The following is a 12469-nucleotide window of genomic DNA, read 5'->3' on the forward strand; positions in this document are numbered from 1 at the left end:
GGTTCTGAGGGTAAAGTACAACGTGCATTGCACTCAGCGGCCACCACCGGGCCGGGTTCTCGGAGGATGGGAGCGGACTTGACAGCGCAGAAGGTCGTCGAACCGCGCGTGGCCCGCAAGCGCCGCTCGATCCTGGCGGGCGCGCTGACCGTGTTCGGCCGGGTGGGCTACCTCAGCGCGAGCATCGAGATGATCGCCGCGGAGGCGGGCGCGTCCACCCGCACCATCTACAACCACTTCGAGAACAAGGAGCAGCTGTTCATCACGGTGCTCATGGAGAGCTCGACGCGGGTGGCGGTGACCAGGGAGGCGCTGATCGAGCGGCACCTCGGCGGCCCGGTCGAGGACCTGGAGGCCGCGCTGGTGGCGCTGGCGAAGGAGTGGGTGCGGCCCAGCCAGGACTTCGACGACCACTTCCGCATCGTGCGCAGGTTGCGCGGGGAGGCCGACCGGTTCCCCCCGGAGGTCGTGCGCAGCTGGCAGGAGGCGGGCCCGCACCGGGCGCGGCGGGCGCTGGCGGCCAGGATGGCGACGCTGGCCGAGCGCGGGGCGATCGCGGTGGCGGACCCGGAACTGGCCGCGCAGCAGTTCATGGCGCTGGTGACCGACACCACGATCAGCCGGGCGGAGTTCAGCGCGACCGCGCTGGAGTCGGAGATCGACCGCATCGCCCGCGCCGGGGTGCACACCTTCCTGCACGGCTACCTGCCGCGCCGCTGACCGCCCCGGGGGGCACCGCTGGGGCCTGCCCGGGGCGAGACCCCCGGGCAGGCCCCAGCGGCCCGTGTGGACGGTCCTCAGGTGCGGTCCGCGACGTTGCCCGCGTCCGCGCCGGGGGGCGCGAGCTTGGCCAGCGTGGGCAGGTGGGACAGGAACCCGCCGTCGACCGAGATGGTCTGCCCGGTGACGAAGCCCGCCGCGTCCGAGGCCAGGAACACCACGAACGCCGCCACGTCGGCGGGGGTGCCCAGGCGCGGGATGAGGTTGTGCTCCTTGATCTTGTCCTGCACGAACGGGGGCATGTCCGCGTCCAGCGCCGGGGTCTTGACGAGGCCGGGCGCCAGGGTGTTGCACCGGATGCCGTGCTCGCCGTAGGCGGCGGCGATGAACCGGGTGAGCGCGATCAGCCCGCCCTTGGAGCTGCCGTAGGCCACCATCGTCCGGTCGCCGGACAGGCCCTGCCCGCTGGCGATGTTGATGATGGAGCCGCCACCGCGCTCGATGAGGACGGGCACGGTGTGCTTGGCCAGCAGCATCGGCCCGCGCAGGTTCACCGCCATGACCTCGTCCCACAGCTCGACGGGCATGGCCACCACGTCGCGGTCCTTCTTGATGGCCGAGACGAGCGCGGCGTTGTTGTCCACCACGTCGACGCCGCCGAAGGTGTCCACGGTGAACCGGACCAGCGAGCGGACGCTGTCCTCGGAGGACACGTCCACCACGCGCCCGGCCACCTTGTGCCCCTGCGCGGTCAGGGTGTCGACCACCTCCCCCACCGCGTCCTCGGCGACGTCGGCGACGACGACGCGCGCACCCGCCTCCGCCAGCGCCGCGACGGTGGCGGCGCCGATGCCCCCGGCGCCGCCGGTGACGATCGCGACCTTGCCCTCCAGGGAGCTCATGCCCGCACCGCCTCCACCACGCTGCAGAACCCGGTGGGCACGATGCGCGAGAGCGCCAGCCCCGAGGCCGCGAACAGGTCCGCGAACTCCGCCTCGGTGCGCTGCTTGCCGTCGCAGAGCACCAGCATGTTCAGGTCCATCAGCTTCACCGTGGGGGCAGGCTCGGCCTTGCCCGGCATGATGACCTCGGCCAGCAGCACCCGGGCGCCGGGGTTCATCGCGGCGCGCACGTTGGACAGGATCCTGGTGGACTTCTCGTCGTCCCAGTCGTGGATGACGTTGGACAGCAGGTAGGCGTCGCCGCCGCCGGGCACGCTGTCGAAGAAGGACCCGCCCGCGGTGGTGAACCGGTCGGCCACGTCCGGGTGCGACACCCCCGCGACGACCTCGGGCTGGTCGTAGAGCACCCCGCGCACGCCGGGGTTGCGGCGCAGCACCTCGGCCAGCAGCGCGCCGTGCCCGCCGCCGACGTCGACCACCGTGCCGAAGGCGCTGAAGTCGTAGGCGGCGACGACCGGCTTGATCATCTGGTTGGACGCGCCGGTCATGGCGTTGTTGAACACCGCGGCGGTGTCGGTGTGGGTGGCCATGTACTCCCACACGTCCTGGCCGTGCACCGCCTCGAACGCCGAGCGGCCGGTGCGCACCGAGTCGGCCAGCCCGGACCAGCTGTAGCGGTCGGCCGGGTCCCCGACCCACTGGGCGAACCCGCGCATCGACAGCGGGCTGTCGGCGCGCAGGGCGTCCCCGAGCTCGGTGAGGGCGAAGACCTGGTCGTCGTGCTCGGTGAACAGGTCGAAGTCCGCGCACGCCCGCAGCAGCCGGTACAGGGTGGGGGCGTGCGCGCCGATCTCCTCGGCGAGGTCGTCGACCCGGCGCGGGCCCGCCGCGAGGGCGTCGGCGACGCCCAGCGAGGCCGCGGCGCTCACCGCCGCGGACATCCAGCCGGCCGTGGCCAGCTGGAGGATGCGGGCGGGGATCGGGATCTGCGGAGGGGTGGTCATGCGCTGCTCCTAACACCGCTGAATCGGGTGGCGAGGTGGGTTTGGACCTGCGGGAGGGCGACCAGCTCGGCCAGCACCGAGCGCACCGGCTCGACCTCGGGCCCGCCGAGCAGCAGGTCCTCCTGCGCCGCCACCCAGCGCAGGACCTCGGCCCCGGCGGGGTGGCGTTCGTCGTGGTAGCCGTCGAGCGAGCCGCCGGGGCCCAGCGCGCGGCCCAGGCTGACCGCGTCGGCCAGGCCGGTGTTGAGCGCCTGGCCGCCGATGGGCAGGTGCCGGTGGGCGGCGTCGCCCGCCAGGAACACCCGCCCGCGCCGGTACCGGCGGGCGTGCCCGCGGGCGTTGTCGAAGGCGTCGACCCACAGCGGGGTGCCGCCGGAGATGTCCTCCCCGGTGACCCGAGCCCAGGTGCGCGCCACCTCCGCGAAGTCGGGTCGACCGCCGGTGACCCCGCGGTCGTGGGCGTGCACCATCACCCGGGTCACCCCGCCGCGGGTGGCGGCCACGGCGAGGCCGCCGGGCAGCCGCTCGAACCGGCGGTCGGGCACGGTGATCCCGGTGACGTCGGCGCGCAGCAGCTCGCGGGTGGCGGGGACCAGGTCGTAGTCGAACCCCGCCAGCCCGCGCACCGCGCTGTCCTGCCCGTCGGCGCCGACCAGGTACTCCGCGCGCAGCGGGTCCCGGCCCGCGAACCGCGCGAGCACGTGGTCGTCGTGCTGGGTGAGGCCGACCAGCTGGTGCCCGCGCAGCAGCCGGGCGCCGCGGTCGAGCGCCCAGCGGGTGAGCGCGGCCTCGGTGCGGTGCTGGGCGACCTTCCAGTTCCCGGCCAGCGGGCTGTCCACACCGGACAGGTCGAACCCGAGCCCGGCGAAGTGCGACCGCGGCTCGGGCACCGCCTCGGCGAGCAGGTCGCGCAGGCCGCGCTCGGCCAGCAGCTCGGCGGAGCGGGTGGACAGCTGGGAGGCGCGGGACTCGGTCATGGGCTCGGTGAGCCGGTCGACCACGGTCGCCCCCACCCCGGCACCGGCCAGCTCCCCCGCCAGCAGCAGCCCGACCGGGCCCGCGCCCACCACCAGGACGTCGGTCACCTCAGCGGCCCTCGGCGTGCTTCTTGGCGTGGCCCAGGGTGGCCAGGCTGTTGGTGCCCAGGGCGTTGCGGATGAACGCCCTGGCCTCGTCGACGCCCTTGCCCTCACCCAGCACGGCGGTGATGTTGTCCTCGTTGATGCGCACGGTGTGCCGGGAGGTGGCGGTGACGCCCCCACCGGGGCGGTCCTCGAACAGCCAGTGCCCGGTGTGCAGGGACAGCAGGGCGGGCAGCGCCGTCTGCTTGTAGACGATCTTGCGCGGGGGCAGCGCCACCCGGATGGACTCGGTGGTGTGGGTGGAGCCGTCCTTGGTCAGGGTGTCCATCGCCAGCACCTGCAACCCCGGGGTGTCCTCGGTGAACCGCACCCGCGCCACGTGCGGCAGCCGCTCCTGCCACAGCTGCGCCTGGTTGATGAAGTCGAACACGTCCTCGGCGCGGCCGTCGACGTCGACGGCGTCCTCGAAGCTGAACACCAGGTCACCCGCGGCCTCGGCGTTCTCCTTCAGCGCGGCCAGCTCGACCCGGCTGTTGCGGTCGACGGCCTCGTCGATCCACTCCAGGTCGGCGGGGTCGTCGGTGGCGGCGCGGTAGTCGTGCAGCAGCCGCACCCGGGAGGTCTCCTCGGTCAGCGGCTCCACCACCCACGCCCCGCCCATGCCGCCCACCGGCGGCTGGGACACCTCCTGGCGGAAGTCGACGCGCAGCCCGGCGGGGTCGAGCTCGCGGCGCGAGGTCCAGGTCTTGGCGGTGCCGTTGGCGGTGGCCCAGAGCCGGATGCGCTCGGAGCGCTCGTCGCGGGCCAGGTGCTCGACGTGCACGGTGGGGGTGAACAGCTGCGGCCAGTTCTGCACGTCGGCGACGAGCTGGTAGACCGCCTTGGCGGGGGCGGCGACGGTGATCTCGTGCTCGACGGCGCGCTCGGTGGGCATGGCTCTCCTCGGGGCGGGGGTGCGGGGTGGGTGGGTCAGAAGTTGCCGAGCCCGCCGCAGACGTTGAGCGCCTGCGCGGCGATGGAGCCCGCGACGTCGCTGGCCAGGTAGCCGATGAGGCCCGCGACCTCCTCGGCGGTGGCGTAGCGGCCCAGCGGGATCTTGGCCTCGAAGCGGGTGAGGATGTCGCCCTCGGTGGTGTCCCACGCCGCGGCGTAGCCCTGGCGGACCCGCTGCGCCATCGGCGTCTCGACGTAGCCGGGGCACACGGCGTTGACGGTGATGCCGGTCTTGGCCAGCTCGTTGCCCAGCGCCTTGGTGAAGCCCACGACGCCGTGCTTGGACGCGGAGTAGGGCGCGCCGAGCACCACGCCCTGCTTGCCCGCGGTCGAGGCGACGTTGATGATCCGCCCCCAGCCCTTGTCCCGCATCCCGCCGACCGAGAGCACGTCGCGGGTGGTGAGGAAGACGCTGTTGAGGTTGGTGTTGATCACGTCGAACCACAGGTCGTCGGCGATGTCGGCGGTGACCCCGCCACCGCTGCGGCCCGCGTTGTTGACCAGGATGTCGATGGTGCCGTAGCGGTCGACCGCGCTGGTGACCAGCGAGCGCACCTGCTCGGGCGAGCCGACGTCGGCGGTGGTGCCGTCGACCTCGTAGCCCTTGTCGCGCAGCTGCTTGACGGTCAGCGCGACGTTGTCGGCGTTGCGCGCGTTGATGAAGACGCGGTGGCCCCTGGCCGCCAGCAGCTCGGCGGTGGCCAGGCCGATGCCGCTGGTGGCACCGGTGACGATGGCGGTCTTGGCGGTGTCCTGCGTGCCGGTCACGTGTGCTCCTCCTGTCCCGGTCAGCCCGCGTTGACCAGCGCCAGGAACTCCCGCGGGGTCCGGGAGGTGGCGGCGGCGTCGTCGTCGAAGGTGATGCGGTGCTCGCGGGTGATGCGGGCCACCGCCTCCAGCAGGGCCAGCGAGTCGTAGCCCAGGTCGTCGAAGGGGGTGTCGAGGATGTCGGCGTCGAGGTCGACGCCCGCCTGCACGCCCGCGCTCTCGACGAGCACGCGCTTGAGGTCGTCGAGCGAGAGCGCGCCGGTGGTCGGCTGGGCGGTGGTCTCGGTGGTGGTCACGGGTTCCTCCTAGTGGGACGGTGCCCGCACGACGACGGCGGAGTTGAAGCCGCCGTGGCCGCGGGCGAGGACGAGGGCGGTGCGGACCGCGGCCTCGCGGGGTTGGTCGGTGACGAGGTCGAGCCGGTGCGCCGGGTCGGGCTCGACCCGGGTGGTGGGCGGGATCAGGCCGTCGCGGATGGACAGCAGCGCGTAGGCCACGTCCACCGGCGCGGCACCGGCGTACAACCGGCCGGTGGTGGTCTTGGGCGCGGTGACCGGCACCCCGGCGGGGCCGAACACCGCGGCGAGCGCGTCGGACTCCACCCGGTCGAGCTCGGGGACCCCGGCGGCGTCGGCGAACACGACGTCGACCTGGTCGGGGCGCACGCCCGCGTCGTCGAGGGCGCCGGTGATCGCCCGGCCGAGCGCGGGGCCGCGGTCGCTGCCCGGGCGGGGGTCGAAGGTCGCGGCGTAGCCCGCCAGCTCGCCGTAGGGCCTGCGCTCGGTGGCGGCGTCCTCGACGATGAGGATCGCCCCGCCCTCGCCCGCCACGTGCCCGTCGGCGCGGGCGTCGAAGGGCAGGTACGCGGTGGCGGGGTCCTCGGCGGTGGTGAGCCGCCCGCCTGCCAGCTGCGCCACCCAGCCCCAGGGGCAGATCGAGCCGTCGACCCCGCCGGAAACGATGAGCTTGCTGCCCCTGCGCAGGTGGCGGCGGGCCTGGCCGAGGGCGTCGAGGCCGCCCGCCTGGTCGGTGACGACGACCCCGCTGGGGCCCTTGAGCCCGTTGCGGATGGAGATCTGCCCGGTGTTGACGGCGTAGAACCAGGCGAAGGACTGGTAGGCGCTGACGTACTGGCTGCCCCGGCTCCACAGGTTCTGCAGCTCGCGCTGGCCGAACTCGAACCCGCCCGCGGAGCTCGCGGTGACCACTCCCATGTCGAAGGCGGGCAGCTGCCGCGGGGTGATGCCCGCGTCGGCCAGCGCCCAGTCGGCGGCGACGAGGGCGAAGCGGGTCATGTAGTCGGTCTGCGGGAGCAGCCGGTTCTCCAGGTGGTCCTCGGCGACGAAGTCGGGCACCTCCCCGGCGAGGGTGGCCGGGTAGCCGCCCGCGTCGAACCGGCGCACCGGGCCGATGGCGTCCTTGCCCGCGAGCGCGGCCTGCCAGACCGCCTCGGTGCCCAGCCCGGTGGGCGCCACGACCCCGATGCCGGTGATGACGGCGCGCGCGCTCACGACGGGTCCCGCAGCACGATCGCGCTCTGGAAGCCGCCGAAGCCGCTGCCGACGCTGAGCACCGTGCGCACCGGCCACTCCCGGGCGGTCAGCGGCACGTAGTCCAGGTCGCACTCGGGGTCGGGGGTGTGCAGGTTCGCCGTGGGCGGCACCACGTCGTGCTGGATGGCCAGGACCGACGCGGCGACCTCCAGCGAGCCGATGGCGCCGAGGGAGTGGCCGATCATCGATTTGATGGAGCTGACCGGTACGTCGTGGGCGTGGTGCCCGAGCGAGAGCTTGAAGGCGGCGGTCTCGTGCCGGTCGTTCTGCTTGGTGCCCGAGCCGTGCGCGTTGACGTAGTCGACCTCGGTGGGGTCGAGCCGGGCCTCGTCGAGCGCGCGGGTGATGGCCTCGGCCATCTCGGCGCCGTCGGGGCGCAGCCCGGTCATGTGGTAGGCGTTGCAGCGCGAGGCGAACCCGGCGACCTCGGCGTAGACGCGCGCACCGCGGGCGCGGGCCCGCTCCAGGTCCTCCAGGACGAACACCGCGGCGCCCTCACCCAGGACGAACCCGTTGCGGGTGGCGTCGAAGGGCCGGGAGGCGTGCTCGGGGTCGTCGTTGCGCGGGGTGGTGGCCTTGATCGCGTCGAAGCAGGCCAGGGTGATCGGGGAGATCGGCGCGTCGGTGGCCCCGGCGACCACGACGTCGACCGCGCCCTCGCGCACCAGTTCGGCGGCGTAGCCGAGGGAGTCCAACCCGGACGTGCACCCGGCCGAGACCACCGAGGCCGGGCCCTCGGCGCCCACCGCCCACGCCACCTCGGTGGCGAAGGAGCTGGGGACCAGGAAGTTGTACAGGTGCGGGGCGCCGTAGCGGTGGTCGACCTCGTGCAGGCGCCCGTCGTCGCTGACGACCCGGTACTCCTGCTCCAGGCCGGTGGTGGCGCCCACGGCGGTGCCGATGGTGACGCCCAGCCTGCCCGGGTCGAGGTCGTCGAAGGCCAGGCCGCTGTCGGCGACGGCCTCGCGGGCGGCGACCACGGCGAACTGCGCGGCCCGGTCCATCCGCCGGATCTCCTGCGGGGTCAGCCCGGCCAGTTCGGGGTCGAAGTCGGCCTCGGCCGCCACCCGGGAGCGGAACGGCGCCGGGTCGAAGAAGCTGATGCCCCGGGTGGCGGTGCGCCCGGCCGTGAGCAGGTCCCAGAACGCCTTGGTGCCGTTGCCGCCGGGGGCGATGACGCCGACCCCGGTGATCACCACCCGGCGGCTCACTTGTCCTCCCAGTGGTAGAAGCGGGTCGCCATGGCGTCCTTGGGCGAGCGCCAGGTGACCGGGTCGTAGGCCTCGATGAACGGCTTGAGGTCGTCGGAGATCCGCACGAACCGCGGGTGCTCGCGGGTCTGCTGGATGGCGTCGCTGCCGTGCTCGCCGTCGAAGTCCTGGAGGTGGAAGTACAGGCCGCGGTAGTGGAACAGCTCGCGCCTGCGGGTGCCCATCAGCTGCGGCAGCTCGCTGCGGTCGAACTCGTCGAACAGCTCGGCCACCTCGGCGTGCGAGCCGGGGTCCATCCTGGCCACGATCAGGGTGCTGTAGCTCACGCTGGTTGCCTCTCGGTCTCGGTGGGTGCGGCGGCGGGGGTGGGGGCGGGCGCGCCGAACCAGCGGCGCAACGCGGTGTCCAGGCCGTCGGCGGCGCCGTCCCCGGCCCAGGCCACGTAGCCGTCGGGGCGCACCAGCAGCGGCGGGCCGCCGGGGCGGTGGTCGACCCGGTCCGCCCAGCCCGCGACGGCGCCCGCGGGCACCCCGGTGGCCAGGCCGCGGGCGGTGGGCAGGTCGGCCCCGGGCAACCGGCGGCCCAGCAGCGGGTGGTCGCCGGGGCCGACGTCGTAGCGCACGTCCAGGCCACTGACCATGCCGGACAGGTGCCTGCCGACCTCGGGGATCTCGATCAGCTCGGCCACCACCGACCGCAGCGGCTCGACCTCCTCACCGCTGAGGTAGAGGTGGCCCTGGGCCCGGGTGTTGCGCAGCACGCGCGCGCCCACCGGGTGCCGCTCGGCGTGGTAGGTGTCGAGCAGGTCCGGCGGGGCCCAGCCGCGCACCACCGCGGCGAGCTTCCAGCCCAGGTTGGCCGCGTCCTGCACGCCCAGGCTCAGGCCCTGCCCGCCCGCGGGCAGGTGGGTGTGCGCGGCGTCGCCCGCGATGAGCACGCGCCCGCGCCGGTACTCGGTGACCTGCCGGGTGGCGTCGGTGAAGGCGCTGACCCAGCGGACCTCGGCGTCGTGCAGGCTCTCCCCGGTCAGCCGCTGCCAGGCGTCGGCGACCTCCGACCACCCGGGGGCGGTGCGCCGCTCCCGGTGCGGGGTGCCGCGCTCGCAGACGATGATGCGGTCCACTCCCCCGCCCAGCGGCGCGGACATGACCATGCCGCCGGGCACCCGCTCCCCGATGAACCGGGGCTTGATGCCCCGGCCCACGACGTCGGCCAGGTACATCTCCCGGCTGGCCGGGGTGCCGGGGAAGTCGAACCCGGCGAGGCCGCGCACGGTGCTGCGACCGCCGTCGGCGGCGACGAGGTGGGAGCCCTCGAACTCCACCCGGCCGTCCGGCCCGGCCACGGCGGCGACCACGCCGTCGGCGTCCTGGTGCAGGCCGACGACCTCGTGCCCGCGCAGCACCCGGGCGCCCAGCTCGACCGCCCACCGCTCCAGCAGCCGTTCCGTGCGGTCCTGCGGGATGCCGCGCACGCCGAAGTGCGACCCCTCCAGGACGCTGTAGTCCATGGGGATGCCGCCGAAGTGCCCCTGCGGGCTGGTCTCCACGTCGCCGAAGCGGCGCAGCAGCCCGCGCTGGGCGAACACCTCCGCGGCGCGGGCGGTGAAGCCCAGCCCGCGCGACTCGCCGCTGGGTCGCGGCGCGCGCTCCAGCACGAGCACGTCGGCGCCGCCGAGGCGCAGCTCGCCCGCGAGCAGCAGGCCCACCGGGCCCGCGCCCACCACGATGACCGGGCGGCTCACGGCTGCGCGGGTGCGGGCTCGGCCGACCGCGTGTGCACGGGCCGGTAGGTGTTGTAGTCGTGCGAGGTCAGCAGGGAGCGGGCGCGCTCGCGCATCCGGCGCACGCCCTCGGGGCGCTCGACCTCGGGCAGGGTGTGGAAGTGGTCGTAGGCGGCCTCGCTCTCCCACTGCGCGAAGTTGACGACCGCGGAGCCGTCGGTGGCGCGCAGGATGCTGTTGGAGCGGAACCCCGGGAACCCCTCCAGCCACTCGTCGTCCTGGGAGAACAGGTCCACCAGCTCGGCCTGGTCCTGCTGCTGCACGCCCATCACCGCGATGACGGTCAGGGTGTCGTTCTGCGGGCCGATCTCGATGGCGCCCACCGACGGGTGCGTCCTGGTGTAGACCACCTCCGTCTGGATGAGCCGGACCTGGGTGGCCAGCTCGTCGAACAGCGGGACGATCTCCTTCTGGAACTTCTCGCCGTGGTAGCGGTTCTGCAGGTCCTCGGCGCTGCGCCACTGGATGTAGTTCGCGGTGCCGGGGCCGCCGACCCCGCCGAACAGCGTCGAGGAGATCCAGCCGGGGAAGTCGGCGGAGTCGATGATCCCGGTCATCGTGGTCAGCAGCCGCTGCTGGGCCGCCTGCGACGTGGCGCCGAACAGGTTCAGCACCGTCAGGCGGTCGTCGGCCGCGGAAATGAACGCCATGTTTCCTCCGGCGTGCTCGGTGGGGTGTTCGCCGCGCATTCCACGCGGATCGGTCGATTCCCGGCTCCAAATGCCGGACCGATTACCGCGGCGCGCTCTGCTATCTATTCAACCGAGGCACCCACCCGGGGTCAACGGCGCCCATTCCAAGATTGCGGCAAGTCTGTGTCAGAGAACTTCAAGAGCCTGCGGAGGCGCGCGCGCCGACCCCGGCCGGGTATCCCAGGCGGAATCCGACGCCGCGCACGGTGGCGATCACCGCGGGGTCGCCGACCTTGCCGCGGATGCTGCTGACGTGCGTGTCGATGGTGCGGTCGGAGCGCGCCCACTCATCGCCCCACACCCTGGCCATGATGTCGCGGCGGGCGAAGACCTCGCCGGGCTCGGCGGCCAGCAGCCGCAGCAGGTCGAACTCCTTGCGGGTCAGCGGCACCAGCTCGGTGCAGCGGAAGACCTCGCGGGTGCGCGGGTCGATGCGCAGCGGGCCGCAGGAGATCACGTCCCAGCCCTGCCCGCCGTCGAGGGTGCGGCGCAGGATGGCGTCGGCGCGCGCCACCAGCTCGCGCACCCCCACCGGTCGCACCAGGTAGGCGTCCAGGCCCGCGCGCAGACCGGTGACCAGGTCGATGCCGCAGTCGCGGGGCGCGGTGCCGATCACCGGCACCGGCCCCACCGCGTGCAGCGCCGCGCACACGTCCAGCCCGGGCGCCCCGGGTAAGCGCAGGTCGAGCACCACCAGGTCGGCCTCGGTGCCGCGGGCGACGGCGTCGACGGCGCAGGAGACCACCTCGACCTCGTAGCCGTGCCTGCGCAGCGCGCCCGCCACCACCAGCGCCTCGACCGCGTCGCCGTCGGCCACCAGCACCCTCGCCATCCGTCCTCCAGCCACCGTCGAACAAGGGGGTGACCGCAGCGCCGCGATCGGGTCGATCGTGGCGGACGGGCGCGCGGGCATCAACCGCTCCCAAAATGATTGCAGACAAGTCCGAAATTGGTGCAAAACCTAAGCGCGGCCCAGCTTGAAACCGGTTCCGTGGACGGTGACGACCCATGACCGGGCACCCAATTTCGCGCGCAGCGCACCGACGTGGGTGTCGATTGTCCTGGTGGACTGGCCGCTGGAATCGTCCCAGACCTCGGCCATGATCCGGCCCCGGGTGAACACCGTTCCCGGTTCGGCCGCCAAGAGGGCGAGCAGGTCGAATTCCTTCGGCGTAAGCGCTATCCGCCGATCGCCGAGGTGCACCTCCCTGGCCCGGGTGTTGACCCGCAGGTCGCCGCGCACGACGACCTCGGCCGGGGGCGCGGGCTCCTCGGCGGGCGCGCCGCGCACCCGCCGCATCACCGCGTGGATGCGCGCGACCAGCTCGGCCACCGGCACCGGCGTGCCCACGTAGTCGTCGAGCCCGGCCTGGAAGCCCAGCACCCGGTCGAGCTCGGAGTCCCGCGCGGACAGCGCGATCACCGGCACCCGGCTGCGGGCCCGCAGCCTGCGGCACACCTCCAGGCCGTCGAGGTCGGGCAGGTCCAACCCGAGCAGCACCAGGTCGGCGCGCACCGGGCCGTCGAGCAGCGCGGCGCCGGTGCCTGCCAGCTCGACGGCGAAACCCCGGTCGCGCAGGCCGCCCGCCACGGCCCCCGCGGCGGTGGGATCGGCGTCCACCAGCAGCAAGCGCATCGCTCCCCCCTCACCGAAGCGCGGACCACGGCCCTGCCCCGGCCGCGGCCCGCTCCACCCGACGCCCCGCGACGAGGGATGCTATCCGGCCACCAGCGCGCCTCCCACGATTCACCTCGCCGTCC

At 73.8% G+C, this 12469-nt stretch carries 14 protein-coding genes; 1 reads left to right on the forward strand and 13 read right to left on the reverse strand.

The window, feature by feature from the left end; translation table 11 throughout:
* Positions 1-78 precede the first annotated feature (78 nt).
* The gene (locus BJP25_RS11860) at positions 79-720 is read left to right on the forward strand and encodes a TetR/AcrR family transcriptional regulator (RefSeq protein ID WP_233158031.1); all 642 of its coding nucleotides are present in this window, start codon (positions 79-81) and stop codon (positions 718-720) included.
* A gap of 77 nt (positions 721-797) precedes the next feature.
* Here the strand turns inward: BJP25_RS11860 and BJP25_RS11865 are convergent, their stop codons facing one another.
* From BJP25_RS11865 to BJP25_RS11925, 13 genes are all read right to left on the reverse strand, one after another.
* Positions 798-1622 carry an SDR family NAD(P)-dependent oxidoreductase gene (locus tag BJP25_RS11865; protein WP_075974927.1) on the reverse strand — a complete coding sequence of 275 codons (825 nt, stop codon included), beginning with the start codon at positions 1620-1622 and terminating at the stop codon, positions 798-800.
* Positions 1619-2626, reverse strand: a complete 1008-nt coding sequence (locus BJP25_RS11870) for a methyltransferase (protein ID WP_075974928.1) — start codon at positions 2624-2626, stop codon at positions 1619-1621. Before BJP25_RS11870 ends, BJP25_RS11865 begins: the two co-directional genes overlap by 4 nt.
* Entirely contained in the window at positions 2623-3711 is a 1089-nt protein-coding gene (locus BJP25_RS11875; protein WP_075974929.1) for an FAD-dependent monooxygenase, read from the reverse strand. Before BJP25_RS11875 ends, BJP25_RS11870 begins: the two co-directional genes overlap by 4 nt.
* A 1-nt stretch (position 3712) precedes the next feature.
* Positions 3713-4642, reverse strand: coding sequence for an aromatase/cyclase (locus BJP25_RS11880; RefSeq protein WP_075974930.1), 930 nt, complete (start codon positions 4640-4642; stop codon positions 3713-3715).
* A 35-nt stretch (positions 4643-4677) separates the two neighbouring features.
* Entirely contained in the window at positions 4678-5469 is a 792-nt protein-coding gene (locus BJP25_RS11885) for an SDR family NAD(P)-dependent oxidoreductase (protein WP_075974931.1), read from the reverse strand.
* 20 nt (positions 5470-5489) lie between these two features.
* Positions 5490-5765 carry an acyl carrier protein gene (locus BJP25_RS11890; RefSeq protein ID WP_075974932.1) on the reverse strand — a complete coding sequence of 92 codons (276 nt, stop codon included), beginning with the start codon at positions 5763-5765 and terminating at the stop codon, positions 5490-5492.
* 9 nt (positions 5766-5774) lie between these two features.
* Entirely contained in the window at positions 5775-6980 is a 1206-nt protein-coding gene (locus BJP25_RS11895) for a ketosynthase chain-length factor (protein ID WP_075974933.1), read from the reverse strand.
* Entirely contained in the window at positions 6977-8233 is a 1257-nt protein-coding gene (locus BJP25_RS11900) for a beta-ketoacyl-[acyl-carrier-protein] synthase family protein (protein WP_084793925.1), read from the reverse strand. Before BJP25_RS11900 ends, BJP25_RS11895 begins: the two co-directional genes overlap by 4 nt.
* Positions 8230-8559 carry a TcmI family type II polyketide cyclase gene (locus BJP25_RS11905; protein ID WP_233158032.1) on the reverse strand — a complete coding sequence of 110 codons (330 nt, stop codon included), beginning with the start codon at positions 8557-8559 and terminating at the stop codon, positions 8230-8232. Before BJP25_RS11905 ends, BJP25_RS11900 begins: the two co-directional genes overlap by 4 nt.
* On the reverse strand, positions 8556-9977 hold the full coding sequence (locus BJP25_RS11910; protein ID WP_075974934.1) for an FAD-dependent monooxygenase: 1422 nt from the start codon (positions 9975-9977) through the stop codon (positions 8556-8558). The genes BJP25_RS11905 and BJP25_RS11910 overlap by 4 nt, the downstream gene beginning before the upstream one ends.
* Positions 9974-10666: an antibiotic biosynthesis monooxygenase family protein gene (locus tag BJP25_RS11915; protein WP_075974935.1), complete on the reverse strand. Its 693-nt coding sequence runs from the start codon at positions 10664-10666 to the stop codon at positions 9974-9976. Before BJP25_RS11915 ends, BJP25_RS11910 begins: the two co-directional genes overlap by 4 nt.
* Before the next feature lie 178 nt (positions 10667-10844).
* The gene (locus tag BJP25_RS11920) at positions 10845-11540 is read right to left on the reverse strand and encodes a response regulator transcription factor (RefSeq protein WP_075974936.1); all 696 of its coding nucleotides are present in this window, start codon (positions 11538-11540) and stop codon (positions 10845-10847) included.
* Between the two features lie 129 nt (positions 11541-11669).
* Positions 11670-12344 (reverse strand): response regulator transcription factor, encoded by a 675-nt coding sequence (locus tag BJP25_RS11925; protein ID WP_143219021.1) that lies wholly within the window; start codon positions 12342-12344, stop codon positions 11670-11672.
* Positions 12345-12469 lie beyond the last annotated feature (125 nt).

The organism is Actinokineospora bangkokensis (assembly GCF_001940455.1).
GTDB classification, from domain to species: domain Bacteria; phylum Actinomycetota; class Actinomycetes; order Mycobacteriales; family Pseudonocardiaceae; genus Actinokineospora; species Actinokineospora bangkokensis.

Coding starts and splice junctions, on each gene's coding strand:
- BJP25_RS11865 (WP_075974927.1), bottom strand. CDS start 1,622: ATGAGCTCCCTGGAGGGCAAGGTCGCGATCGTCACCGGCGGCGCCGGG.
- BJP25_RS11870 (WP_075974928.1), bottom strand. CDS start 2,626: ATGACCACCCCTCCGCAGATCCCGATCCCCGCCCGCATCCTCCAGCTG.
- BJP25_RS11880 (WP_075974930.1), bottom strand. CDS start 4,642: ATGCCCACCGAGCGCGCCGTCGAGCACGAGATCACCGTCGCCGCCCCC.
- BJP25_RS11915 (WP_075974935.1), bottom strand. CDS start 10,666: ATGGCGTTCATTTCCGCGGCCGACGACCGCCTGACGGTGCTGAACCTG.
- BJP25_RS11920 (WP_075974936.1), bottom strand. CDS start 11,540: ATGGCGAGGGTGCTGGTGGCCGACGGCGACGCGGTCGAGGCGCTGGTG.
- BJP25_RS11925 (WP_143219021.1), bottom strand. CDS start 12,344: ATGCGCTTGCTGCTGGTGGACGCCGATCCCACCGCCGCGGGGGCCGTG.